Here is a 24,543-nt window from a genome sequence, read left to right on the forward strand (position 1 = left end):
CGGATCCGCGCCCCCATGCGGGAGCCACCGAACCGGTCCACCCCAGGCACCCCCGACCAGGGAGAGACGCATGCCCCATCTTGCGCTGTACACATTCGGCGTCCTGAAGTCACCTCTAGCCGATCCTGCACCTCTCACGCGCGAGATCTACGACATCGGTGAGGCCGTCTACCGGGAGATCAGCCGGCACCCCGGGTACCTCGCTCGTGCCGAAGCGGCAGACGGTGACGGGGCATGCTCTTCGAGGCGGACTGGGGCGCATGCGGAGAGTTCGCCGTACCGACCTGGTACGGCAAGGGCCGGACAGTGGAAACCACCGCCCTGGGCTGCGACCCTGTCACTCTGGACCGGCCTGCGCCCGGCCTTCGACGCCGTCCACACCGGTCTGCACCGTGCGGGGCTGAACAGGCGTCACGACTGGTTCGAGAGGACAGGGCACCCGAGTCACGTGATCTGGTGGGTCTCCGACGGCGTGATACCCACCTGGCGGGACGGGGTTTCCAGGCTGGAACACCTCCACGACCACGGCTGTGCGCCGCACGCCTTCACCTTCCACCACTCGTTCGCCCCGGAGGGGAATTCGACCAGGATCAGAGGCCTCGCGCCGAAGAGCGACCCGATGCGCTGACAGGGAAGCCTGAACGACGGGGGTTCGCTGTCCGACGCCTCGGCCGAATGACGGCGGCCAGATGCGTCTGCGCCACGGCGGATCCGCCAGTACCTGCGGCTTCGCCCTCTGCCTCGCGAGCACCGATGAGTACCAGGACGCCGTCCTGCCCACCCGCGGCTTCACCGGCACCCCCGACGACGCCCTCGACTGCCCCTGCGGCTTCTGCCTCACCGGCACCGGCATCTGAAGCACCAGGCACGACCCAGACTCCACGGTCAGCCCCGGAGGACGTACGAAGCCGACCGCTAAGCTTCCCGGGCGCCCTTGCGGCCGCTGACCGCCGTCGCCGTGCTGAGCAGCAGGAACGCCGCGGTGGCCACGGCCAGGAGCAGCCAGGTGAGGGTCGGCTCGACCGAGGTGTGCGCCCCGATGACCAGCCGGATTGTGAAGTTGGTGCTCGCCGCGACGGGGAAGCTGTAGACCCACAGCCCCGTGTGGAACGACGGCTGGCGCAGCTGGGGCAGGAGGAAGACCACGAGCAGCACGGTGAAGGCGAGGATCCCGGCGAACCCGTGGGCGACCCCGTCGACGGCTCCCCGGTGCAGCGCGGTCCAGGCGATGCCTCCGGTCGCCGGGGGAATGGTCAGCACCGTGAGGACCGGGCGGGCCGGCCGGGGCAGCGGTCCGGCGGTGACGAGACTGCCCAGGATGACCGTGCCGAAGGCCAGCCAGTACAGCAGTCCGATCGCGAACGCCCCTTCGCTGACGGTGTGCAGCTTCAGGGACCCCGCAACGGCGCCCGCGATGAATGGAGCGGACGACACGGGCAGGAGGTAGCCGGGGTGCAGCACGGCGGTGGTGAGCCCCCCGGTGAGCCAGTGGGCCAGCAGCCGGGCGGCGATCAGGGCGGCGAGGACGGCGAAGAGGGCGTAGACCCAACGGGCCCCTCCGAGCCCGAAGCGGGCGAAGTGGCCCGTGATCAGCATGCCGATGATCGGGACGTAGGCGAGGGCGAAACCCTGTCCCGGATGGCGGATGTCGTGGCGCAGGTTGTGCCACCTGGCTCCGCCGTGACGCAGGTACTGCGCCAGCAGCAGCACCCACACCAGACCGCTCAGCGTGTAGAGGACGTCGCTGACGGGCAGCGCGGCCGGGTGCGTGGTCGCCGCCGCCTGCCAGGCGCCACCCAGTCCCGCGGTGCCGAGGGATATGGACAGAAGGCCGATGCGGGCCGCGCGGACCGGGTGACCGGCGGCGGGATCAGCCGCGGTGACCGCGGCCGGAGGCTCCGCCACGGCGTCGGCCGCCGGGAGGGTGCTCTGACTGATCTCGGTCATGTGAACAATCCTGGGTGTGTGTGCCGGGCAGGGGGGGCGGAACGCCGCGAGAGGTGCGGCCTGCGGTGCGGACGGCCGGGCGGGACGCGGGGCGGCGTGGCGGTCCACACGGTGGTGCGGGCGGGACCGTCTCCCGCCCGGCACCACCGTCGGCTCAGGCCGCCGTGTCGAGGACGACGCGGAAGCGCGCCTTGCCGGACAGCATGCGCTCGTAGCCGGCCATCGCCTGCTCGAACGGCACGACCTCGACGCTGGGACGGATGTCGTGCGCGAGGCTGAACGCGAGGTTGTCCTCGTTCTCGATCGAGGAGCCGGTCAGGCTGCCCGTGATGGAGTGCGTGCCGAAGATGAGGTCGGGGGTCGCGACGGTGATCGGGTCGGGAGCGGCACCGACCACGACGAGCCGGCCGTTCGGGGCGAGGCCGCGGACCAGCGGGTTCATGGAGGCGCCGCTGGAGGCGGTGGCGACGATCACGGAGGCGCCGCCCAGCTCGGCGAGCGCGGCCCCGGGGTCGGTGCTGCTGCTGTCGATGTAGTGGTGGGCGCCCAGCCGGCGGGAGTACTCCTCCTTCTCCGTGCCGCGGGCGATGGCGGCGACCTGGTAGCCCAGGCTGCGCGCGTACTGCAGGGCGAGGTGGCCCAGGCCGCCGATGCCCTGCACGGCGACGAGCGCGCCCGCCCGGGTGGGGCCCTGCTGGAGGGCGATGAAGGTGGTCAGGCCGGCGCACAGCAGCGGGGCGGCGTCGATCGCGGACAGGCCGTCCGGGATGCGCACCAGTCCGCTGGCCCGGGCGTAGGCGACCTCGGCGTATCCACCGTCGGTGGTGGTGCCGGTCTGCGGCTGATTGCGGCAGTTGACGAAGTCGCCGCGGCGGCAGGGCTCGCACTCCCCGCAGTGGCCGTTCAGGAAGCTGACGCCGACACGGTCACCGGGCTGCCAGGAGGTGACGCCGGCGCCGACGGCGTCGATGACACCGACGACCTCGTGGCCCGGGACGACGGGCTGGGACGGGTCGGCCCGCAGGCCCTCCACCGCCAGGACGTCGGTGTGACAGATGCCGCACGCCTCCACGCGCAGGCGGACCTGGCCAGGTGCCGGTTCGACCAGGTCGCGCTCGACCAGGCGGAGGTTGTGCGTGCCGGTGGCCTCGAAGGCCCGGTAAGTGGACATGGGCTTGTGCTCCTGGGGTGTGGTGCTCTGGGGACAGCCGGAAAAATGACCGGTCGCCTTAAAGAGGCTAACGCATCTCCCCGCGGTGTGGTCGAGTCCTGGGGGTCGTGGCCGGGTCTTCGGTGTTCAGCTTGCGGCGGGGATGGGGCTGACGGTGTTGTGGAGGGGTTTTCCGTTTGCGTAGCGGTGGAGTGGGGTGGTGAGGAGGGATTTGATCTGGGGGAGGAACTTGGTGATGAAGGTGCCGGTGGCGGGGTGGACGGGGCCTTGCAGGACCAGCGGGGTGTGGTGGCGATGCGGGTGATGTGGCAGCCGAAGGGGCGCAGGCGTTCTTCGACGGCGGTGCCGATGTTGCCGTAGCCGATGATGACGACGGTGGCGTCGTGGAGGGTGGGGCTGGTGTGGTCGTGCCAGTGGTGGGTGGTCTGGTTGTGGATGTGGTGGGGGATGTGGCGCAGGGCGGTGAGGGTGACGGTGAGGGCCATTTCGGCGGTGGCGGCGTCGTGGAGGCCGCGGGCGTTGCACAGGAGGGTACCGGTGGGCAGGTGGGGCAGGAGGTGGTCGACGCCGGCGCTGAGGGCGCTTGTAGGACGCGCAGGTGTGTCATGTGGGGCAGGGGGGGGCAGGACGGTGGTGGTGTCTTTGGTGAGGGGGGGTGCGTAGAAGTCGACGTGGGCGGGGTCGGTGGGGAAGGGGTCGTGGCCGTTCCAGTGGGCGTGGTCGAGGTGGTCGGGCAGGTCGCCGATCTCCTTGGGGGGGCAGGGGGAGCCAGGCGAGTTTTCGTTCACCGCCCTCGCGGTGGACGCCGGACGGGGTCATGGGCGTGACAGGACTCACGGGTCGTGCGCTCCTCGACGGACTGGCTGCGCGTTGGCCGGAGCAGGCGCATTCAGGTCTTGCGCGCCGGGCGTGCGCCGGGCTCGTGGCCCGGCCAGCCGCTGCGGCGTTCGGCCGCAGCGGGCCGGTGGAGTTGGGCACCCTTGGGTCGACTGCCTATAATATGGTCGGTCATCTTGACCTGTCGGGCACACACATGGCTCGCACACGCTCGCGGAGGCGTCTGCGGACGTACGGGGTGCCCGACCGCGACCGAGCCGACGGAAGGTGAGAAGAGTGGGACGAGCGTCCAAGCGTGAGGAGATCGCGCAGGCAGCCTTCCAGCAGTTCCATGCGCAGGGCTTCAACGCCACCGGCATCAACGATATCGCCAAGGCCGCCGGCGTGCCCAAAGGCTCGTTCTACAACCACTTCACCACCAAGGAGGCGAGCGCCCTGGAGGCGCTGAGCCGGTACGCAGGCACCTTGCGTTTCGACATGCTCACGACTCCCGGTCGTCCTCCGCTGGAGCGGCTGCGGGCGCACTTCGAGTTCTTGAGCAGGGACACCGTGGACAACGGCTTCGTCCGGGGATGCCTGGCCGGCAACCTGGGTGCGGAAGTGGCCGACCACCACGAGGAGATCCGCGCGGCGGTCGCAGGCGGTTTCGACCGCTGGGCGGACCAGATCCAGGGCGTGCTCGTCGAGGCCCAGGAGGCTGGCGACCTGCGCGCGGGCCTGGACGCGGAGGCCACCGCGCTGTTCATCCTGAGCGCGTGGGAGGGGACCCTCATCTCGACGCGGGCCCACAAGTCGGCGGCGCCGGTACAGGCCTTCTTCCGCACCGTCTTCGACGTGCTCCTGCGGTAGCGGCCTCCGGGGTGTGTGCCGTGTTGCACACTCCCGTCGTTTGACTGGGACCGACCGGTCGTCTAATTTCTAAGTAGACGACCGGTCGCCTACGAGTCGGACCGGCTCATCCATGAAACGGAGCACCTCCATGTCCAACACTCCCGTCAAGCTCGCCATCATTCACTACTCGTCGACCGGAACGATCACCGAGATCGCCAAGGAGCTCCGTGACGCGGGTGAGAAAGCGGGCGCCGAGGTCCGTCTGCTGCGGGTGGCGGAGCTGGCGCCGCAGGCGGCCATCGAGTCCAACCCGGCGTGGGCCGCTCACCAGGCGGTCATCGCGGACATCCCGGAGGCCACGGTCGAGGACGTGGTGTGGGCCGACGCGGTGCTGTTCGGCACGCCGACCCGCTTCGGCAACGTCTCCTCGCAGCTGAAGCAGTTCATCGACACCCTCGGTGGCGTGTGGGCCGAGGGCAAGCTGATCGACAAGGTGTTCAGCGGTTTCGTCTCCAGCGCGACGGCGCACGCGGGTCAGGAGGCGACGCTGCTGTCGCTGTACACCTCGATCCACCACTTCGGTGGCATCACGGTGACGCCGGGCTTCACCGACCCGAACAAGTTCGTGGACGGCAACCCCTACGGCACCTCGCACGTGGACGCGCAGGGCACCGCCCCGGTCGACGAGGTGACGCGGACCGCCGCGCGCATCCAGGTCGAGCGCGTCGTGAACATCGCCGCTAAGCTCAAGGCCGCCGCCTGACCGTCACGCCGGCGGGCGCCGCGGGGCGCCGCGGCGCCCCGCGGGCGTCCGTGCCGTCCTGCCCTCCGCCGAGGGCGGGCGGATCATGTACGCCCGCCCCGGCTGTGAGCGGCGGCCGGGGCGGGATGCCAGCGAGGTGCGCGGGACGGGGCGGTCAGGGCCGCGTTCCCGCGGGGGTCCGAAACAAGGGGATGTGAGAGGGCATGCAGGAATTCCTGGTCGAGCTGACGACCACGGTGCCGGAGGGTACCGATCCGGCGGAGGTGGACAGGATCCGGGCCGCCGAGCGCGTGCGGGCCGGCGAACTGGCCGCGCAGGGGCACCTGTTCCGGCTGTGGCGTCCGGTGGGCGAGCTGCGCAGCATCGGGGTGTGGCGTGCGGAGGACGAGACGCAGCTGCGTGAGAAGGTCCTGGGGAGCCTGCCGCTGTGGCCCTGGATGACCGCGGTGGTCACGCCCCTGCAGTCGCACCCCAACGACCCGGGCGCGCGCTGACCCGCCCGGTGTGAGAGCCACGAACGGAGAAGTTCCGATGGAGCACACGCAAGCGCAAGGGGACCTGAGCGTCCTGCGCGACGTCCTCGACCGGTGGAAGAGTGGCGTCGACGACCACCGGCCCGCGGATGTGGCTGCCTGTTTCACTGAGGACGCCGTCTTCCAGGGGCTGCGGCCCTACAGTGTCGGCCGGGCCGGCGTGGAGCAGTACTACGCCTCCCAGCCGCTCGGACTCGCGGCGCACTACGAGGTCCTGGAGACCCGGGCGCTCGCCACGGACGTCCTGCTCGGATACCTCAACGTCGATTTCACCTTCACCGACCGGCCCACCATCCCCGTCACCCTCACCGTCGTACTCCGACGCGTCGACGGCCAGTGGTACATCTCCCACTACCAGGTCTCCCGACGCGACTGACGCTCGCCTGACGGTGAGGCCGTGTGATCGGCGGAGACCGTGCGTCGTAGGTGACGCACCGGATTCCGTCTTCTCCCCGCGTCCGTGACCGGGGTCCCCTCCGCCGGTGTGTCCGTGGGCGGCGGCGCGGGGCGATTTCCTCTTGCGGGCGCGGGAGGCGGCGGTCCTGAACTTGTCGCCGCACGCGTGCATCTCGTGCGGCCGTCTCCGTGGCTGCGGGCGGTGAGCAGGCTGCGCTTCGCCTCGCGTATCTCCTCGGCCTGTTGGACGCCGGTCTCGTGGACGGGCTCGATCCCGTCCACGAGACCGGATTCCACTGTCCAGGCGTCTAGGTGGTCGGGCGTGGCGGACATCCCGAAGCGGGCCGTGACCATCCACGCTCTGACAGGTTTTCATACGTGCGGCACGATCGGCCACCGCTGGGCGGTGGCCGGTGACCCGGGCGCACGCGTTCCCCGCGACGGACACGCCATCATCTTCCGCACGCGCGCCGCGGCCCGCCTTCCCCGGGGGTACGTCCGGCCGGCCGCCGCGCTCGCGCCGCCCGGCGAGAAGCCGAGTGCGGCGATCCCGCGCTTCCTGGTGGGGAACCGGCTCGGTGGCGGCTGCCACGCCACCGGCCGCAGGCTCCGCCCGGTGGCGCGTGCGTCGCCGGGCCGGCCACAGCTGCCATGGCACCTCGCGGGTGCGCCGCCGCCGTGCCGGTCCCCCGCATCGGGACCCGCTGCCCACCGGGGCGAGGTCGCCCCGGGCTGCGGCGACCAGCCCGGCGACGCACGTGCCCGGCGGGCCGGTGCCCGTTGTCAGAAGTGGTCGACGTCGACGACGGCTTGGGCGAAGGCGGTGGGGGCTTCCTGGGGGACGTTGTGGCCGATGCCGGTGAGGGTGCGGTGGTCGTAGGGGCCGGTGAAGCGGTCGCGGTAGGTGGTGCCGTTGCCGGGTGGGGTGAAGGGGTCGCGTTCGGCGTCGATGGTGATGGTGGGGACGTTGATGAGGGGGCGGGTGAAGAGCTGCTTCTCGTAGCGGTCGTAGCGGCGTTCGCCGTCGGCGAGGCCGAGGCGCCAGCGGTAGTTGTGGATGACGATGGCGGCGTAGTCGGGGTTTTCGAAGGCGGTGGCGGTGCGTTCGAAGGTGGCGTCGTCGAAGTTCCAGGAGGGGGAGACGGTGTTCCAGACGAGACGGCACAGGTCGTGGCGGTCGGTCTTGTTCTCCATGGCGAGGCGGCCGCGTTCGGTGCTGAAGTAGTACTGGTACCACCAGGCGTATTCGGCCTTGGGGGGCAGGGGCTGCTTCTGGGCTTCGACGTTGGTGATGATGTAGCCGCTGACGGAGACGAGGGCCTTGACGCGTTCGGGCCACAGGGCGGCGATGATGTCGGCGGTGCGGGAGCCCCAGTCGAAGCCGGCGAGGAGGGCCTTTTCGATCTTGAGGGCGTCCATCAGGGCGATGATGTCGAGGGCGACCGCGGACTGCTGGGCGTTGCGGAAGGTCTGGGAGGACAGGAAGCGGGTGGTGCCGTGGCCGCGGAGGAAGGGGACGATGACGCGGTAGCCCTGGGCGGCGAGGAGGGGGGCGACGTCGACGTAGCTGTGGATGTCGTAGGGCCAGCCGTGCAGGCAGATGACGACGGGGCCGTGGCGGGGGCCGTCCTCGGCGTAGCCGACGTCGAGCAAGCCGGCCTTGACCTGCTTGAGGCGGGGGAAGGTGGTGTGGGTGCCGGGGGTGATGGTCGGCACGGTCGGTGCCGTGCCGCCGTCCGTCCGGCGGGGAGCGGCAGAGGCCTGCCCGCCCAGCTGGAGCCCGGCCAGCGAGACCGCGGCCGCGCCGGTGCCCAGACCCACGGCCTTGTTGAAGCTACGCCTGTCGATCATTGAAAAAACCCTCCGCCATACGGAAGTCATTACGGATGTGCCGGTCGCAGGCGCTCCGGTCGATTCTTCCGGGGGGCACCGCGGCGCGAGTTCTCGATGACTGTTACACGCTCTTCGTCACCAGTCAAATAGGTGACGAGTGGGGTGCGTCACCCCGAGGCCCCGGACGAGCGGGCGGAGCGGTGTGCGGTAGTTTCGGCTTCCGGCATACATGTCGACGTCGGCAACCCCGCGGTGTACTCACACGTGTCGAACACCGGCCTTCAGCGATCGTTCAGGAGGACGACGATGGACCGCTCCGCCCGTGCCTTCTGGCTCCGCTCGCCGGGCCGGGACGCGACGTGAGCCTGCCGGAAGCTGGCGAGGACGAGGTGGTGGTGCGGGCACTGTGGTCGGGTGTGAGCCGCGGCACCGAGGCGCTGGTCTTCCATGGTGGTGTGCCGCGCAGCCAGCACGAGGCCATGCGCGCTCCTTTCCAGGAGGGCGACTTCCCGGGTCCGGTGAAGTACGGCTACCTCAGCGTCGGCATCGTCGAGGAGGGTCCCGCAGAGCTGGCCGGCCGCACGGTGTTCTGCCTGTACCCGCACCAGAGCCGCTACGTCGTCCCGGCGAGTGCCGTGATTCCGGTGCCCGCGCACGTGCCGGGCGCCCGTGCCGTGCTGGCGGGCACGGTGGAGACCGCGGTGAAGGCCCTGTGGGACGCCGCGCCGCTGGTCGGTGACCGGATCGCCGTGGTGGGCGGCGGGATGGTTGGCTGCTCGGTGACCGCCCTGCTGGCCCGCTTCCCCGGCGTGCGGCTGCAACTGGTGGACGCCGATCCGGCGCGGGCGGAGACCGCCGCGGCGCTCGGCGCCGGTTTCGCCCTGCCGGCGGACGCGCTCGGCGAGTGCGACCTCGTGGTGCACGCCAGCGCCACGGAGCAGGGCCTCGCCCGGTCCTTGGAACTGCTGCGGCCCGAAGGCACAGTCGTCGAACTGAGCTGGTACGGGGACCGGCAGGTCACGCTGCCGCTCGGGGAGGCGTTCCACTCCCGCCGGCTGACCGTCCGCGGCAGCCAGGTCGGCACGGTCTCCCCGGCCCGCGCCGGCCGCACCTACGCCGAACGGCTCTCCCTCGCCCTGGACCTGCTCGCCGACCCGGCCCTGGACGCGCTGATCACCGGGGAGAGCGCCTTCGAGGAACTGCCCGAGGTGATGCCCCGCCTCGCCGCCGGGGAACTCCCGGCGCTGTGCCACCGCATCCGCTACGACCCCGACCTTCCGTAGCCTCGGCGCACCGACGGCACCGCGCCCCCTGGACGATGTGCCAGGTGTCCCGGGGCCGCGCGGGGTGGGCGGCCGCGACGCGACAAGGTCCTCAACCGCGCCGCGCCCGGTGCCAGTGTGACAGCGATCACGCGACGGTTTCGTGTGTGCCGGACATGCAGGGATGTGGAACATTCCTTGCGAGCCCGGCTGCGAGCTGGGGATCCGGACGCCTTCGGGCAGGTCTTCGACGACTGCGTGCCGGCGCTTCACCGCTATGCGGCACACGCGACCAGGGACCGGACGGCGGCCGAGGACGTGGTGTCGCTGACGTTTCTCGAAGCCTGGCGTCTGCGCGGGACGCTGGACGCGGACCGGGACCAGGAAGTACGGCCGTGGCTGTACGGCATCGCCGCCAACGTGCTGCGCAACACGGCGCGTGCCGCGCCGGCACCGGGATGCCCTGTCGCGTGTTCCCGCCTCCTCCCTGGTGCCGGACATCGCCGACGAACTGGTGGGCCGGATCAGCGATGCCCAGCGCCTCAGTGCGGTGCGGGCGGCGCTGGGCGGTCTGCCGCGGGCCGAGCGCGAGGTGTTCATGCTGTGCGTGTGGTCAGGGCTGGACTGTGCGAGCGCGGCCGAGGCGCTGGGCGTACCGGTCGGCACGGTGCGGTCGCGGATCTCGCGGGCCCGGGCGCGACTGCGTGTCCTGGTGGAGGAGGAACTGCGGTCCGCGCCGAAACGGCGGCAACCGGCGGTGTCTGCGGACAGGCGGGGGCGACCGCGCCTTCTCGGTCCGTGCCCCACAGGAGATGAACCGATGAACGCCGATCTCCACCGCCGCGCGCAGGACGAGCGGGCTGGGCGGCCGCGCTGCTGCCCGCTGACGGGACCCCCGTCCGCACCGGCGACCGCCGCCGAAAGCTCGAGGACCGCCTGATGACCGGGATCCACCGGTCAGCCGTTCCCGCGGTCCCTTCGCCTGTCAGCCGACCGTGCACCCGCCCGGCGCCGCCCCGTACGGCCTGATCCGCGACCTCACCGATGGAAGGTGATGACATATCAGCAATCCGACGAATACCCCTCGCTCCGGCGCCCGCGGACCACGGGCCGCCGGAGCGCGGCGCGTCGCCCGCTCCGTCCCGGCCACCCTGCTGGCCGGCCTGGCCCTCGTCGGGGCGGTCGGACTCTCCCACCACGCGCACGGCCGTACGGGCGACAGTTCCGCAAGCCGCACGGCCCCCGCTCCGACGACGCACGCCGCCGCCCCGGCACCCTCCGGCTCCGCGTCCGCCCCACGGTCCTCCGGCTCTTGCTCCAGCCCGACGCCCACCGCCTCTCCCACCGACGCCCCCGTCTTCCCCCAGCGCGGCGCGGGGACCTTCACCCGCGCCGCCGGCGGCACCGGCGTCGCGGGCCGGGGCACGCTGATGCGCTACGCCGTCGACGTGGAGGACGACATCGGCCAGAGTCCGCGCGCCTTCGCCGGGCAGGTCGACGCCGTCCTCGACGACACCACCCGGGGGTGGGCGGCCGGCGGGCGCTGGGCCTTCCAGCGGGTCTCCGCCGGCCCGGTGGACTTCACCGTCCATCTGGCGTCGCCGCACACCACCGACGTGATCTGCGCCCGCTACGGCCTGGACACCGGCGGCTGGGTGAACTGCAGCGGCGGACACGACGTCGGGATCAACGTCAAGCGGTGGCTGCTGCTGAGTTCCTACTACCGAGGGCACCCCGGCCTCTACCACGCCCTGGCGATCAATCACGAGGTCGGCCACCGCCTGGGCCACGGCCACGAGTCCTGCCCCGGTGCCGGCCTCCCCGCACCGGTGATGATGCAGCAGATCAAGGGCCTGCACGGCTGCGTGATCAACGGCTGGCCGTACGACGGCCACGGCCACGCCCTCACCGGTCCGCCCTCTGCCTGATCCCCGGCGGCGTCCCCGCCACGGCGGCGGCCCGGCACGCAAACGCCTTGGCCGCGAGCCGTTCGGGGTCGCGGCCGAGGCGTTCGACGATGCACGGGACGGAAGTCCGCCTGTGTCTACCGGCGGCGTCGCAGCAGCAGGAGCGCGGCGCCGATGATGACGACGACGACGGTCCCGGCGGCGTCCAGCGTCCACAGGGGGATCCGTTGCTCGGTGAGGGCCAGGATGACGGGGTGGGTGTGCACAGTGCCTCTTCGTGTAGTCGCGGGATGACCTGTGTACTGACCTGTCCGCGACGGCGACCGGGTTCCCGTGACGCCGGTCACATTCGCGGACAGGTCACGGAGGCGCACGCCGGGCCGGTCAGCTGGTCGTGCGACAGGCGTCGTAGACCGTCTGGATCAGGGTGTCGCCGTGGGCGTCGACGAGGCGGACGCGCAGGGAGACCGTACCGGGCGCCGCCGGGTGCCGCAGGGACAGCGCACCGTGCCGTGCGACGACCGGGCGCCAGGTCCTGCCGCGGTCGTAGGAGACCTGGAAGCCCAGGTGCCGCACCGTCGCGGCGGTGGCCGCGCCCTGGACCGCAAAGGGCACGGAGAAGACCGCGTCCGCCCTGGCGGTGCTGCGCGCGGTCAGCGCCGGCGAGAAGCGGACCACCGACAAGGGCAGGCGCACGGCCGCGTCCCCCTTGACGTGCGCCGAGCGGAAGGTCCACCGCGCCGTGACTCGGGTTGACACCGCGGAAATCCCGGCGGCCCGTGAGACGTCCGTGGTCAGGCAGTACGAAGCGCTCCGCGCGGGCACGGCTTACGCGGCGCCGTCGAGCGGCCGGTCCGTGGCGAAGATCTGCGTGCCGTCCGCCGACAGGGTGCTGCGGGCCGTGGTGTACGCGGAGGCGCCCAGGTGGTCGGCCGCGTCACCGAACAGGGGCAGGTACGCCCGAAGGGTGTCGCCGGTGCGGGTGGCGCCGGCGCCAACGGGCAGTCGCGCGCCCGGCCAGGGGCTGCCGGCGGGCAGCGACGGCCCGAAGACGCCCACGTCGAACCGGAGGCGGTAGCGCCGGTGCGCCGCGAAGGTCAGGGGCGCCGACAACTGCGCCTCGGTGGTCTCGGACGCCTCGGAGGTGGTCCGGTCGACCGTGTAGCGCAAGGCGAGGTCGTTGCGCAGGAAGTAGTCGGTGGCCGTCTCGGGCAGCGCCACGTCGTCGGGGGCTCCGTCGTACCAGGCGCCGTTGGGCATGATCGGGCTCACCGACACGGTGGCCCGCTTGCCCGGTGCGGGGGAGCCGATGGTAACCGCGACCTCGACCAGCTGCTTCGCGGCCAATTGGGCGGTGAAGCCCGACAGGTCACCGGTGCGGCGCCAGCCGAGCCGGTAGGCGACCGGGTGATCCTTCCTGGACGTTCGGTCCAGGTGCCGGTGTAGTAGGCGGTCGCGTCGGCGGCCGGGAGCGGCGTGCCGAGCATGCCGACGCGCACGCCGCGGTAGCCGGCGTACTCGAAGGTGGTGTAATCGGGCTCGGTCCCGGCGGTGTCGCGGTAGAAGACCACCGCGTCGTCGTTCTTCGCCGGTAAAGGATGATCAAACCGCGGCGTAGAAGGCCGGCGGAGAGCGCCGCGCCGGCTGCGGCCCACCGGCCCCTGTGGCGGGTTTCACCTGAACCCCGGGTCGGGCCGGACACGTGACCGAAGTGGCGAAGATTGATACGCCGGTGCGGGTGGTGCGGATGCCGCCGTACGGGAACTCAGGCGGTCGGTCGCCCGCGACGGCGACGGCTCCGCCGCACGCATGCCGGGAGCTGGACGACGTCCCGCGCCGGCGATCAGGTGGTGAAACGGTGAGCGAGCTGACCAGGGAAACGACGACGGCTGCGCACATGGCCGGGCCCCGAGCGGCTCTGCCGCGCGTGCTCGAACGGTACGATTCGGCCGGACACCGGGATCCCGCGGGCGCCTGGGAGGCGTTCACCGGAACCTGGAACTGGGCCGCGCCCCTCGGCACCGCTCGTCCCGCCGCCGAGGACGGCGTCCGGCCGGTCGCCGTGGCCCGACGCGGTCACGCTGGACGCGGCCGACGTGGCGGTGATCCCGGTGGACAACTCGGCGGCCGGACGCGTGGCGGACGTCCACCATCTACTGCCGGAGTCCGGGCTGTTCATCGTGGCCGAGTACTGCCTGCCCATCCGTTTCGACCTGATGGTGGTGCCGGGTACGTCGCTGGACCAGGTGGAGTGCGTGCGCAGCCATGTGCACGCGCTGGGCCAGTGCCGGAAGATCCTGCGGGAGGGCGGCTGGCGAACGCTGGTCAGCGACGACACGGCGGGGGCGGCGCGTGAGGTGGCGGAGCTGGGCGACCCCCGGCACGCGGCTCTCGCCCCGCCCGCGGCGGCGGACCTGTTCGGCCTGGAGGTTTTGCGGTCCGGGGTCGAGGACGACCCCGACAACACGACGAGGTTCGTCGTCCTGTCCCGGCAGGCCGCGTCGGTGCCGGTGGCCGACGCCCCGACGAGGACCAGCCTGTTCTTCAACGTGCGGAACATCCCCAGCGCGCTGTACAAGGCGCTGGGCGGTTTCGCCAGCAGCGCTGTCAACCTGACCAAGATCGAGAGCTACCAGATCGGTGCGGGCCTGAACGCGAGCCGGTTCTACGCGGAGATCGAGGGGCACCCTGACGAGCCGCGGGTCAAACTCGCCCTGCAGGAACTGCGCTTCTTCTCCTCCGAGGTGCGCATCCTCGGGGTGTATCCCGCGCACGCGCACCGGCTGAGCGGACGGCGGGACTGACCGGCCGCCACGGCGGGCGCCGCCCAGGGTCACCCGGCGGCCCGGGCGTGGCGTCCTGGCTCCTGCACCGGTGCGTCGCCCCGGCGGCCCACGGCGCGTCCGGCTTGTCAGGCGGCGGTGGGGGTCTGGTGCTGGGGTGTGCCGAGGAGGGCGAGGCAGCTGGGCCAGAGGGTGCCGAGTTCGGCGGGGCTGTTGTAGAGCTTGGCGAAGAGGACCTGGCCTTCGGCCTGGGCGACCAGGGCGCGGGCGGCGGCGTGGGTGTCGACGGGGCCGATGTCGCCGCGTCGGCGGGCTTCGGCGACGGTGGCGTGGACGAGTTCGACCTGGGCTTCGAAGATCTCCTGCAGGCGGCGGCGGACGCTGTCGTTGTGGTTGCTCATCTCCAGGGAGAGGTTGCCGAACATGCAGCCCAGGACGGATCCGCAGCTGTCCTGGCCGGCCTGCTGGCGTGCCTCCATGCCTTCGAAGAGCCGCTTGAGTCGTGGCAGGGGCGGGACGTCGTGGTCGAGGGAGTGTTCCCACGCGCGGCGCTCGGCGGCCCACTGCTCGTCGATGACGGCGAGCGCGAGGCTCTCCTTGGACTCGAAGAAGTAGTAGAAGCTGCCCTTGGGCACGCCTGCGGTCCTGCAGATCTCGGCGACGCCCAGAGCGGAGTAGCCGTGCTGCTCGACCAGTGTCCGGGCGGCGGTCAGGATCTTGTTCTTGGCATCGCTGGTGCGTCCCACACCGTAAGTATACGACCGATCGGCTACTTCGGTCCCGGCTTCGCGCGGTCGCGGCCCGCGCGGCCGTCCGGTCCGGGCGCGTCGACCGTCTGCGGCTGTCGTGTGAACCGGCCCCGGGCACAGATCCGTGCCGGCTGCACGGCGATCGCCGCCACGGGACGCGGGCCGGCCGGGCGCCACTGCCAGCGCCCGGCGCGGTAGGAGCCTGAGCTTTGCAGCAGGGAGGAAACACGTCATGGATTCGCAGGGGTGTTGTGCGCAGCCTGTTCGCATGGGAAGTAGGCGAAAGACCATGTCGGAGGCTTCCGGTACGAGCCGGGTGTCGCTCGTAGAACCCGCAGGCACGTCCACGGGTGCGCGGCGTTCAGCGTGGGCGCACGTCCTGCAGGCCGCCGCCGCACTGGCGACGGGAATGGGCGTCGGCCGTTTCGTCTACACCCCGATCCTTCCGTTGATGCATGCCCAGGCCGGACTGTCGGCCGGGGCCGGGGCGAACCTGGCGACCGCGAACTACGTGGGCTACCTGATCGGCGCGCTGGCGGGCACCCTGGTTCCCCGGCTGGTGCGTTCCTCGGTGGTGCTGCGCTCCAGCCTGCTGGCGCTGGTGGCCACGCTGGCGGGTATGCCGCTGGTCCACGACACCGCCGTCTGGCTGCTGCTCCGCCTGGCCGCGGGCGCCTTCAGCGCGATGATCTTCGTGATCGCCGCATGCTCCCTGCTCAGCCGTCTGCGCGAACATCCGGCCCACCTGCCCGGCTGGGCCTTCGGCGGAGTCGGGGCGGGCATCGCCCTGTCCGGCCTCCTGGTCCTGGTGCTGCGCACAGTCGGCAAATGGCAGACGGCGTGGTGGGCCTCGGCGGCGCTGGCCGCGGTACTCACCCTCGGCGCCTGGGGCCTGCGCCCCGAGCCGGGGCCCGGGCCGGCCCCGAAGCCGGCCGATCCGACGGCGGCCGGTCCCCGGACGCACCGCTGGTTCAGCGCCCTGTTCGCGTCGTACACGCTGGAGGGCATCGGCTACATCATCGCGGGCACCTTCCTCGTCGCCGCGATCAACCAGACGTCGCCCGGCTGGATCGGCAGCGGGGCGTGGGTGCTGGTCGGGCTGGCGGCCATTCCCTCCTCCGCCCTGTGGGCGGGTCTGGGGCGGCGCTGGTCCCGGCCGGGCCTGCTGCTGGCCGCGCTCGCCGTGCAGGCCGTGGGCATCGCCCTGCCCGCACTGATCGGGGGAGTGGCGGCCGCGCTCATCTCCGCAGTGCTGTTCGGCTCCACCTTCATCGGCGTGAGCACCCTGGCCCTCGGCGCGGGCACGCACCTGCGGTTCCCCCGCGCCGTCGCCCTGCTGACCGCCGGCTACTCCGTCGGTCAGATCCTCGGCCCGCTGGCCGCCACGCCCCTCCTGCACCACGGCTACCACCAGGCCCTACTTCTGGCCTCCGGTATCGTCCTGGCCGCCGCGCTGGCCGCCTTCGCGCTGAGCATCGGTTTCCCCCACGTCATGCCTGTGCTGCGCGCCGTGCGCAGCGCGTCCGACCTGGGCCACGACCGGGGCGCGGCCGAGGCGGAGGCGACCGCGAAGCCTGAGAGTGAAGGGGATCCGCGGTTCCTCTCCACATGTTCCCGCCGTACCACCCCCAGCGGCGGGGACGCTGGCGGCCACCCGGTGAAATGCGCACTTCAGGGAGGCCGCCCGCCATCATCTCCGGGTTCCGGCCAGGAACCCGTAACGGGTGTGCACCGAGAGGTTCCGGCGTCGAAAGGCCTGCGTTGAAGAGCAGTAATCCAGTGCTCCTGAGCCGGGGGTTCAAGCGCCAGGGCGGCCGCAAGACCACGGCCTGGGACCCACTGGCCGAAGTGGCCGTCGTGCGGGACCGGATTGGCGCGGGCCGGGAACCCGACCCCGGGCACGAACCCGGACCGTCGCCCCTGCCGCAGCTCGTCGCCGCCGATCTGATGACGATGCGGGGCGTCCTCGTGCGCACCGGTGCGGCGTTCGCCCTGACGGCGCTCATGACGGTGCTGTCCTGGACTCTCCCCCTGGTCCCGCCGGCGAGTCTGGGCCCGTCGTACGGCATCGCCGGCGGAGCGGGCGCGATCGCCGTGGTACTGGTGCTGCTCCAGTGCCGCCGGGGCCGGCCGTCCCCCGCCCTGGCCCTGGTCCACGCGCCGGTGCTGGGCGTCTTTCTGGGCGTGCTGTCCAACACGGTGTCGACCGACGCCTCGTCCGGTGTGTTCGTCCAGTTCGTCCTCGGGACGATGGCCGCCTTCGCAGGTGTCCTGGTGGCCTATGCGCTGCGCTGGATACGGGTGGCGCACCGGTGGTACGGATTCCTCTGCGCGGCATTGGCGGGCGTGCTCCTGCTGACCGTGGCCGACGCGCTGCTGTCCGTGGTCATCCCCGCGGACGGCCTGGGGCACCACAGCGTGGCCGCAGGTGTCGTCTCCGGGCTTGCCGGCATCGCGCTGGCCACGCCGTTCCTCGCCATGCATTTCAGACAGGTCGAGGACGGCCTCATGCACGGTGCCCCCCGGCAGGAGGCATGGGCCGCGGCCCACGGCCTGAGTCTGACGCTCGTCTGGCTCTATGTGGAGACGCTCAGACTGACGGTTTTCGCGTCGGCCGAGGTGTGACACGGCCACACGCGTGCGTCGATCCGGCATCCGGAACGTACATGCACACGGCAACCACTTGGGATTAACTTTACTATGCAATTCTTTCATGGTTGGTCCGCCATTTGCGCCGGGCGGTCCCGAAGGTTTCGCGGGTCATCGAGGGGAACGGCCGAATACGCAGGGTGAGCAGAAGGCTGCTGGGGGCCGCCGGCACGGTCTTCGTGGCGGGGAGCGTCATGGTGGCGCTGGCTTTTCACTCGTCCGAGGACACCGCACACCGTGATCGCGCTCTGCCGGTCATCGCGGCGGTTGCTGTCTGCGACTCATTGTCCGACCGACCCTACGACGTCTCGTGCGGCACCGCTGCCTTCGGCGACGTCCGATTCAACCGCACGGCGGGTCACCTGGGCAAATGCCCCCGGACGACCGCCGTGAGCCTGCGCAATGTCAGCCGGATCCCGGTGACGGTGACCCTGGTGAGCGGCAAACACGAGGGCGACCGGCGCTTGTCTCCCGCTTCCCAGCTGATGCCCGGCCGTTCCGTGACCCTGCGCCCGCGCCACGACGAGAGATATGTGTTCGACATCCTGCTGCGCCCGATGAGGCACGGCGTGGGTGCGGTCAAGGTCCTGGCCGTCGACTGAGAACGGGCGGACACCGGTCCTTCCCGGACGTGGCCCGGTTGAACGGCAGCCCGCGGCCGGAGCAGCGAGAGCTGCACGCCGGACGACTGCGGGCCGATCGTCCGGCGAGTGCCCCCAGCCAGAAGCGGACCGCTGCTACACCGTGGTCGTCAGCATGCTGGGGTGAGTGTGCGAGGGGCGGTCGTTCGTCAGGAACCGGTGTGCCGCGGCCTGTACTGTACGAGCGGTGGGGCGGGGTTCGTAGAGCGGGGCGGCCCGGCGTTCGGCGAAGGGCCGGCAGAGCGCTCGCGGCAGCTGCGGGACGCCCGGAGGCCGGCCGCCGGAGCGGGCCCGGCGAGCGTGGGATCCGGTGGCAGCCCGCACCGCACCGCGGGGCGACTCAATGGGCGGCGCCCACGGCACTGCGGTTCACCGCGATCGCCCTTGCCACGAGGTCGGGACGGGTGAGGGTGAGTGGATGGGCGAACTGTCCGGCGACGGCCGCGTACGCCTGCCGATGACGGGATCGACCGCCGACGCCCGCACCACCTGCTCCGACTCCCAGCGCCGACGTACGACGTCCTCCGGCACGGCATGGCCGTTCGGTGCGTCCGGCCGAGCGATGCCGGCACCGGCTCCCATGGACCAGACCGCGTCGACGACCACGTCCTGGAGGCGGAAGAACTCCGTGGCGACCATGCCGGGATCCGGTTCGCCGGTCAGGTACTCCGACAGCGCGGCTGCCTGGAGGACCGCCGACGACATGCCCTGGGCGTGTGCCGCGCTCAGCGACGCCACGGAGTCGCCCAGGCTGACCAGGCGCGCGGGGAACCGTGTCAGTCCCGTGAAGCGCCGGCGCCTGCTGTCCGGCTGGTGGACCCCACGGGGTCCGCGGGTGACCGCCTGGCGTGTCACGGGGGGCAATAGGCCCGGGAGCCCGGCGCAGATCGAACGGAGGTCCTCGACGGTGCGAGGGGGTGGCGCGGTGCCGGACGTCGTGAGGCCCACCGCCCAGCGCCCGCCCTCGATCGCCATGGCCTGTGCCACCGCCAGGCCGTCCGCCCGGGAAAGCGGTGAGTACAGGGCGATCGTGTGCCCGCATGCCAGGTCGGCTGTCTTCTCCTTCCGTTCGAACCAGACGGAGTGGTGACTGACACCGGTCGGCAGCAGCTCCGGCGACGGCCGTTCGTAACCGCCCTGCTCGACCCAGTCGGACAGCTTGCTGGCACGCCCCATCGTGTCCACCACGAAGTCGGCGTCCACCACCTCCTCGACGCCGACCAGCCGCAGCCGTACGGCGCTGACCGCGCCGTACCGGTATTCCAGGCCCGTGGCATGCCCCGGGATGACCTCGATGTTGCGCCGTGACAGGACACGGTCACGAATGCACGATTCAAGGAACGGGCGTGAGGCGAGGACGGTCCTTGTGGAGCCCGTGGACGCCTGCCGGTGACCGTCGAGGAAGAAGGCGGTCTGTTCGGGTGTGACGAGGACCGCGCCCAGCCACTCCGCCTCCTGCGTGATCCCGGGCAGCCGGCGTTCGAGCTGGCTGAGCCCGCCCGGAAGCAGCCCGTGGACCTGGTGGCCGTGCGGGACGCCGGGGCGGGGGCGCGCGGGCAGGTACGCCTGGTCGCGTTCCACGACGAGGACCTTGCGTGCGTGGTCCGAGAGGATCAGCGCGGCCAGCAGTCCCGCGATACTGCCGCCCAGGACGCACGCCGTGTCGAAGAGGACCGGTGCGTGTGCCGGCCGGTCGGAGCGGACCAGTCGGTCGAACACCGCGATCGGCGAGCCCTCCATGATCACTCCCTGTGCCCGTGCTGGCCGGAGGTGTTCCCGTCACTGCGCGCTCAACCGCTGCCGTGCCGGTCGGCCCCACCCCGAGAAACACAAGTGTGACGACAAGTACATCGGACCTGTTATTGCTGTGTCAATGAGTGCAACGCGAGCCGTGCGTGCGCACCCGCGCACGGGTGCGCCCCCCATGTCGATTCTCGCCGTCTCCTTGACGGCACAACTGAGTTGGTGTCGAATTCACGCGCGCTCCTCATGTGTGCGCGAGGAGAGCTCCTGCCCGGCATCCCTCCTGCCGGCGGTGCGGAAGGCGGTTCGGGTGCGGCGGACTGCGGGTGCGGTGAGCCCCCGTTTCGTGGGACGCGAGACCGAGTTGCGGCAGGTGGCCGACGCCTTGCTGCGGCGGCGCGCTCTGGTGCTGGTCGAGGGCGAGTCCGGCATCGGCAAGAGCCGGCTGGAGGCGCTGACACTGGGATCGGTGGTCGACGCGGTGCGGCAGGCCGTGCGCGGCCGCGCCGGCCTGGCGGACCTCGGGCTGTCGGCGCTGGCCGGGACACTGCGGCCGCTCCTGCCCGAATGGGCCGACCTCCTGCCGCCCGCACCAGAACCCCTCGCCGACGCCGGCGCCGCCAGACACCGTCTGATCACGGCCTTCACCGAGCTCCTCACCCGGCTCGACATCGACATCCTGATCATTGAGGACGTGCACTGGGCGGACGACACCACCCTCGAACTGCTGTTGTTCCTCGCCTCACGTCCGCTCCTGCCGCTCAGCCTCGTGCTGACCTTCCGCCCCGAGGAAGTGGCAGCGGACTCCCTGCTGCTTCGCCTCTCCTCCCGAGCACCGGCGGGCGAGGGGGTCAGCCGTACCCGCTTCCGCCTCGGCCCGCTCCCGGTCGCGGACACGGCGCGACTCATCTCCTCGATGCTGGACGATGAGCACGTCTCCGCCGCCTTCGCCAGGTTCCTGCACGAGCGCACCGCCGGTGTGCCGCTCGTGCTGGAGGAGTGCGTCCACCTGATGCGGGACCGCGCGGACATCGTCCGGCGCGACGGCGAGTGGGTCCGGCGCACCCTCGACGAGATCACCGTGCCGCCCACGATCCGCGACGCCGTCACGGAACGGGTGGCCCGGCTCCGCGTCGACGCCCAGCAGGTGCTGCTGGCCGCCGCCGTGCTCGGCGAGCCGGCCGACGAGCGCACGCTCGGCGACGTCGCCGGCCTGTCCCGCGGCGCGGGCCCGCAGTCCGCCGCCGTGACCGAGGCGGCGGTCAAGGACGCCGTACGCATCGGTCTCCTCGTCGAGGAGGGGGCGAACCAGGGCCGGTTCGGCTTCCGGCACGCCCTCGCCGCGCAGGCGGTCCACGACCAGGCGTCCCCGGCCGACCGCCGGGCCGCCCATCGCCGCGCCGCCGCACTGCTGGAGTCCGTACGCCCGCGGCCGGTCGGGCGGCTCGCCCACCACTTCCGCCAGGCAGGTGAGCGGGCGCGGTGGTCCGAGTACGCCCAGCAGGCCGCGGACGTCGCCCTCGCCACGGGCGACCACCTCAGCGCCGTCGCCCTGCTGCACGAGCTGATCACCGAACCGTCCCTGCCCGCTGAAGCGGTCGCGCCGCTGGTGCGGAAGATGCCGTTCCTGGCGTTCACCGGCTACGCGCGGCGCGCGGAGGCCATCGCGGCCCTGCGCGCCGTCCTGGAGTCGGACCGGCTCGGCGCACACGACCGCGCCGAGGTACGCGGGCAACTGGGCCGGGTGTTCGGCCTCGGGGACTACGCCGCCGCGGCGGCCGAGTTCGAGCTGGCCGTCCCGGGCCTCGGCGAGGGTACGTACGTGGATGCCTGGGCCATGACCGTGCTCGCCCTGCCCTGGGTCGGACCGTGGCCCCTCGAGACCCACCTGCGCTGGCTGGACCGGGCGCAGCGGTTCGCGGACGACTGCGAACTGCTCGCGCACGAGCGGCTCAGCCTGCTGGTGAACCGGATCACCGCTCTCCTGGAACTCGGTGAGCCGTCGGGCTGGACACTGGTGAACGAGCTGGGCGAGGACACGTCCGACCCGCGGACCGCCGTGGAGACGGCCCGCGCCGCGCTGAACATCGGCGACGCGGCCATGCGGTGGGGCCGGTACGACGAGCGCGGGTCCGGCTGACCGGCGCCGTGGACGCCGCCTCCCGCCACGGCCTGCAGGTCATCCGGGTCATGGCTCTGGTGAACCTGCTGCGGCTCGACTACCGCACCGGCGCGTGGCAGGGACTGGCCGGGCGGGTGGAGGAGTGGTCCGCCGCCACGGACGACCCGGCCTGCCGACTGGAGGCGCGGCTGCTCGGGACACAGCTGCGGCTGGCGGCCGAGGGGGGCGACGACCGTACCGAGGACGTGCTGCGCGCCATCCGCGAGGAGACCCAACGACGCCGCATCATCCCGGTGTGGCTGGAAGCCGCCACGGCCCAGGCGCAGTTACGGCTGGCCGCCGGTGACGCCGAGCAGGCGTACGCCCTGACCGAGGAGCCCGTGCGTCTGATCACCGGCAAGGATCTGTGGGTCTGGGCGACGGAGATCGCGCCCGTACGCGTGGCAGTGCTGACCGCGCTCGGGCGGCAGACCCAGGCCGAGCAGTTCGTCGAGGCCTTCGCACGAGGACTCGACGGGCGCCACGCCCCGGCGCCGGAGGCCTCCCTCACGATGTGCCGGGCGGTCTGCGCCGAGGGCAGGGGCGCATTCGCGGTGGCCGCGCAGGCGTGGGACGAGGCAGCCCGGGCGTGGTCGCGGCTGCCGAGGCCGCGCGAGGCGGCGCTGGCCGAGGAGGGCGCCGCGCGCTGCGCGTGGGCTGCGCGGGGCGTGCGACGCGGTGGCCGCCGGGGATACGGCAACCGGCTCTCACCCCGCGAGCGGGAGGTCGTGCGCCTGGTCCGTCAGGGGCTGACGAACCGGCAGATCGCGGTCGCACTGTCGAGGTCCCCGAGCACGGTGGGGGCCCAGCTGAAGTCGGCGATGCGCAAATACGGGGTCAGTTCCCGGACGGTGCTGGCCGTGATCGCCACTCAGGTGGACGACGAGTGAGGGTTCCGCCCCGGGCCACCGAGATGCTGGGCGCTGGCGGGCCGGCCCGGTCGCACGGCACGTGCGGGGGATCGCCGCGCCGGGAGACGCCCAGGGGCGCGGTCGGGGCCGGCACGACTGTGCCGCCAGGCGGTGCGGCGTCGTCGATGTGGAGCTGCGCGGCGGGAAACGGCCAGACGCTCAGCGGCGGTTCGGACCGCGCGAGCGAACTCGTCAGCGACCGAAGCGACCGACCGTCCCGCTGACCGCCGCTGCCGGTGCGCCGGTGGCGACGCCGGAGAAGGACAACCCTCGGGACCGTCGCGCCGCTCGCGGGAACGGACAACCGGCCCCGCGCCGCCGGCCGGCGCGGACAGGCGACGACCCGCCGCGGTGGTCCGCCCGGTCTCCCGGGCGTCGCTTCGAGGCCGGCGCGGCCGAAGGACGCCCGGACGGCGTACGGGGCGGCCCTGTAGTCGCGTCTGCCATCGCAACGCGGGGCCGCCCTCTGAGCCCGTGGGGCGGGCGTCGAAACGGTCCCGTCCGCCCGCCGCCGCGTGGGCCCGGGACGCGGAGCGCGAAGGCCCCCGCGTCCCGGGCGGGAGCCCGGTCAGGTCATGGGCGGCAGGTTGGGACCCGTGGTGTCGAGCTGTTCCGGGGCCGCGACCTGCGGCACCGGCCACGTCACGCCGTGCGGAGACCAGCTCTGGCCCGTCTGGTGCAGGAAGTCCTCGGGCGGCTGACACAGGGGCGGCTGGGTGCCGTCGGGGATCATCGACGCCCACTGGATGCCCTGCGTGCGGTTCTTGAACTCCTGCTGCATGGCGGCCAGCAGATCGGGCTGCTCGATCAGGTCGACGGCACCCGCCGCCAGGTACCGGGCGGCGGACAGCAGCGCCTGGTGACCGATGTTCGTCGCGGCCGTGGCGGTGACGCCCCAGTTGTGGTTCGGGATGCCCGGCGGGTACGCCGCCGACAGCAGCACCGCCGTGGGTGCCTGCCAGCTGATGTCCGCCGTGTCGGTCGCGAGGCCGCCGGTGTAGGCCGCCGCCGGCGGCGTGAGCGGGGTCAGTTCGGTGGGCATGCCCACCTCCGGGCGGCCCAGCGACTTCTGCACGGCCATGGCCAGCGCGTGGTCCTCGTCGGTGAAGCGCGGCGCACCGATCCGCCGCATGTTGTCGTTGAGCAGCTCGGCGCCGGCCTTGTTCGCCAGCAGGTTCCACGTAGCGGAGTGGAACTTTTGCACGAGGCGAGTCTGGCTGGCCTGGGCGGCGGCCTTGGCGCACTCCACGATCTTGTCGTACAGGACGCGGGCCCGGTCGGGGCTTTCCTCGCGCACGAAGAACCAGATGGAGCACATGTCGGGCGTCACGTTAGCCTCGCGCTTTCACGAGGTGGGGTGTCCGAGGCTTGATCAAATAAGCGGAGAGTGCTCCTGACCTGCAACGATGGGACTTGTCTAGGGTCC

23 protein-coding genes and 4 pseudogenes are annotated in these 24,543 nt (G+C 72.0%); 16 read left to right on the forward strand and 11 right to left on the reverse strand.

From position 1 onward, the window contains the following. Positions 1 to 70 precede the first annotated feature (70 nt). Positions 71 to 547, forward strand: a pseudogene (locus tag ACZ7OO_RS41550) (DUF3291 domain-containing protein); the annotation flags it as partial. Positions 548 to 689: 142 nt separating this feature from the next. Beyond that, positions 690 to 857, forward strand: coding sequence for a hypothetical protein (locus tag ACZ7OO_RS41555; protein WP_471512597.1), 168 nt, complete (start codon positions 690 to 692; stop codon positions 855 to 857). 58 nt (positions 858 to 915) lie between these two features. Here the strand turns inward: ACZ7OO_RS41555 and ACZ7OO_RS41560 are convergent, their stop codons facing one another. The 3 genes and pseudogenes from ACZ7OO_RS41560 to ACZ7OO_RS41570 form a co-directional block, all read right to left on the reverse strand. Further along, a complete protein-coding gene (locus ACZ7OO_RS41560; RefSeq protein WP_471512598.1) occupies positions 916 to 1,947 on the reverse strand; it encodes an SLAC1 family transporter in 1,032 nt (343 codons plus the stop codon). 154 nt (positions 1,948 to 2,101) lie between these two features. After that, entirely contained in the window at positions 2,102 to 3,118 is a 1,017-nt protein-coding gene (locus ACZ7OO_RS41565; protein WP_471512599.1) for an alcohol dehydrogenase, read from the reverse strand. A gap of 293 nt (positions 3,119 to 3,411) precedes the next feature. Further along, positions 3,412 to 3,603, reverse strand: a pseudogene (locus ACZ7OO_RS41570) (NAD(P)-dependent oxidoreductase); the annotation flags it as partial. 628 nt (positions 3,604 to 4,231) lie between these two features. Here ACZ7OO_RS41570 and ACZ7OO_RS41575 point away from each other — a divergent pair. The 4 genes from ACZ7OO_RS41575 (at position 4,232) to ACZ7OO_RS41590 (ending at position 6,458) form a co-directional block, all read left to right on the forward strand. Continuing rightward, positions 4,232 to 4,804, forward strand: a complete 573-nt coding sequence (locus ACZ7OO_RS41575; protein WP_471512600.1) for a TetR/AcrR family transcriptional regulator — start codon at positions 4,232 to 4,234, stop codon at positions 4,802 to 4,804. A 130-nt stretch (positions 4,805 to 4,934) separates the two neighbouring features. Continuing rightward, positions 4,935 to 5,549, forward strand: a complete 615-nt coding sequence (gene wrbA / locus ACZ7OO_RS41580; RefSeq protein ID WP_471512601.1) for an NAD(P)H:quinone oxidoreductase — start codon at positions 4,935 to 4,937, stop codon at positions 5,547 to 5,549. A gap of 203 nt (positions 5,550 to 5,752) precedes the next feature. After that, a complete protein-coding gene (locus ACZ7OO_RS41585) occupies positions 5,753 to 6,043 on the forward strand; it encodes a muconolactone Delta-isomerase family protein (RefSeq protein ID WP_471512602.1) in 291 nt (96 codons plus the stop codon). 37 nt (positions 6,044 to 6,080) lie between these two features. After that, complete coding sequence (locus ACZ7OO_RS41590) at positions 6,081 to 6,458, forward strand: YybH family protein (RefSeq protein WP_471512603.1); 378 nt, start codon at positions 6,081 to 6,083, stop codon at positions 6,456 to 6,458. Here ACZ7OO_RS41590 and ACZ7OO_RS41595 read toward each other — a convergent pair. Both ACZ7OO_RS41595 and ACZ7OO_RS41600 read right to left on the reverse strand, forming a co-directional pair. After that, complete coding sequence (locus ACZ7OO_RS41595; RefSeq protein WP_471512604.1) at positions 6,434 to 6,832, reverse strand: ABATE domain-containing protein; 399 nt, start codon at positions 6,830 to 6,832, stop codon at positions 6,434 to 6,436. The two genes, ACZ7OO_RS41590 and ACZ7OO_RS41595, sit on opposite strands and share 25 nt — an antisense overlap. 429 nt (positions 6,833 to 7,261) lie before the next feature. Continuing rightward, complete coding sequence (locus tag ACZ7OO_RS41600; protein ID WP_471512605.1) at positions 7,262 to 8,329, reverse strand: alpha/beta fold hydrolase; 1,068 nt, start codon at positions 8,327 to 8,329, stop codon at positions 7,262 to 7,264. 288 nt (positions 8,330 to 8,617) lie between these two features. Between ACZ7OO_RS41600 and ACZ7OO_RS41605 the strand changes: the two are divergent. From ACZ7OO_RS41605 to ACZ7OO_RS41620, 4 genes and pseudogenes are all read left to right on the forward strand, one after another. Next, positions 8,618 to 9,594, forward strand: a pseudogene (locus tag ACZ7OO_RS41605) (zinc-dependent alcohol dehydrogenase). A 237-nt stretch (positions 9,595 to 9,831) separates the two neighbouring features. Further along, positions 9,832 to 9,954 (forward strand): annotated as a pseudogene (locus ACZ7OO_RS41610) (sigma factor); the annotation flags it as partial. Positions 9,955 to 10,012: 58 nt separating this feature from the next. Next, the gene (locus tag ACZ7OO_RS41615) at positions 10,013 to 10,513 is read left to right on the forward strand and encodes an RNA polymerase sigma factor (protein ID WP_471512606.1); all 501 of its coding nucleotides are present in this window, start codon (positions 10,013 to 10,015) and stop codon (positions 10,511 to 10,513) included. A gap of 223 nt (positions 10,514 to 10,736) precedes the next feature. Further along, positions 10,737 to 11,501: a DUF3152 domain-containing protein gene (locus tag ACZ7OO_RS41620; protein ID WP_471512620.1), complete on the forward strand. Its 765-nt coding sequence runs from the start codon at positions 10,737 to 10,739 to the stop codon at positions 11,499 to 11,501. A 116-nt stretch (positions 11,502 to 11,617) separates the two neighbouring features. Here ACZ7OO_RS41620 and ACZ7OO_RS41625 read toward each other — a convergent pair whose 3' ends face one another. From ACZ7OO_RS41625 to ACZ7OO_RS41635, 3 genes are all read right to left on the reverse strand, one after another. Further along, the gene (locus ACZ7OO_RS41625) at positions 11,618 to 11,746 is read right to left on the reverse strand and encodes a hypothetical protein (protein WP_471512607.1); all 129 of its coding nucleotides are present in this window, start codon (positions 11,744 to 11,746) and stop codon (positions 11,618 to 11,620) included. A 118-nt stretch (positions 11,747 to 11,864) separates the two neighbouring features. Further along, positions 11,865 to 12,239, reverse strand: a complete 375-nt coding sequence (locus ACZ7OO_RS41630; protein ID WP_471512608.1) for a hypothetical protein — start codon at positions 12,237 to 12,239, stop codon at positions 11,865 to 11,867. Positions 12,240 to 12,308: 69 nt separating this feature from the next. Next, entirely contained in the window at positions 12,309 to 12,827 is a 519-nt protein-coding gene (locus ACZ7OO_RS41635) for a hypothetical protein (RefSeq protein WP_471512609.1), read from the reverse strand. Positions 12,828 to 13,423: 596 nt separating this feature from the next. On the opposite strand from ACZ7OO_RS41635, the gene ACZ7OO_RS41640 reads away from it, so the two are divergent. Next, a complete protein-coding gene (locus ACZ7OO_RS41640) occupies positions 13,424 to 14,284 on the forward strand; it encodes a prephenate dehydratase domain-containing protein (protein ID WP_471512621.1) in 861 nt (286 codons plus the stop codon). Between the two features lie 107 nt (positions 14,285 to 14,391). Here ACZ7OO_RS41640 and ACZ7OO_RS41645 read toward each other — a convergent pair whose 3' ends face one another. Continuing rightward, positions 14,392 to 15,009 (reverse strand): TetR/AcrR family transcriptional regulator, encoded by a 618-nt coding sequence (locus ACZ7OO_RS41645; RefSeq protein WP_471512610.1) that lies wholly within the window; start codon positions 15,007 to 15,009, stop codon positions 14,392 to 14,394. 271 nt (positions 15,010 to 15,280) lie between these two features. Here ACZ7OO_RS41645 and ACZ7OO_RS41650 point away from each other — a divergent pair, with 271 nt between their 5' ends. From ACZ7OO_RS41650 to ACZ7OO_RS41660, 3 genes are all read left to right on the forward strand, one after another. Further along, complete coding sequence (locus ACZ7OO_RS41650) at positions 15,281 to 16,777, forward strand: YbfB/YjiJ family MFS transporter (protein WP_471512611.1); 1,497 nt, start codon at positions 15,281 to 15,283, stop codon at positions 16,775 to 16,777. 14 nt (positions 16,778 to 16,791) lie between these two features. Beyond that, positions 16,792 to 17,637, forward strand: coding sequence for a Bax inhibitor-1/YccA family protein (locus ACZ7OO_RS41655; RefSeq protein WP_471512612.1), 846 nt, complete (start codon positions 16,792 to 16,794; stop codon positions 17,635 to 17,637). Between the two features lie 164 nt (positions 17,638 to 17,801). After that, positions 17,802 to 18,263, forward strand: a complete 462-nt coding sequence (locus tag ACZ7OO_RS41660) for a hypothetical protein (protein WP_471512613.1) — start codon at positions 17,802 to 17,804, stop codon at positions 18,261 to 18,263. 408 nt (positions 18,264 to 18,671) lie between these two features. Here ACZ7OO_RS41660 and ACZ7OO_RS41665 read toward each other — a convergent pair whose 3' ends face one another. Then, positions 18,672 to 20,042, reverse strand: coding sequence for an FAD-dependent oxidoreductase (locus ACZ7OO_RS41665; RefSeq protein WP_471512614.1), 1,371 nt, complete (start codon positions 20,040 to 20,042; stop codon positions 18,672 to 18,674). Positions 20,043 to 20,391: 349 nt separating this feature from the next. On the opposite strand from ACZ7OO_RS41665, the gene ACZ7OO_RS41670 reads away from it, so the two are divergent. Then, positions 20,392 to 22,185, forward strand: coding sequence for an ATP-binding protein (locus tag ACZ7OO_RS41670; RefSeq protein WP_471512615.1), 1,794 nt, complete (start codon positions 20,392 to 20,394; stop codon positions 22,183 to 22,185). A gap of 50 nt (positions 22,186 to 22,235) precedes the next feature. Further along, positions 22,236 to 23,096 (forward strand): helix-turn-helix transcriptional regulator, encoded by an 861-nt coding sequence (locus tag ACZ7OO_RS41675; RefSeq protein WP_471512616.1) that lies wholly within the window; start codon positions 22,236 to 22,238, stop codon positions 23,094 to 23,096. A gap of 589 nt (positions 23,097 to 23,685) precedes the next feature. Here the strand turns inward: ACZ7OO_RS41675 and ACZ7OO_RS41680 are convergent. Continuing rightward, the gene (locus ACZ7OO_RS41680; protein ID WP_471512617.1) at positions 23,686 to 24,435 is read right to left on the reverse strand and encodes a zinc-binding metallopeptidase family protein; all 750 of its coding nucleotides are present in this window, start codon (positions 24,433 to 24,435) and stop codon (positions 23,686 to 23,688) included. Positions 24,436 to 24,543: the final 108 nt, after the last annotated feature.

The sequence above is a fragment of the Streptomyces sp. NPDC111744 genome (assembly GCF_055634995.1).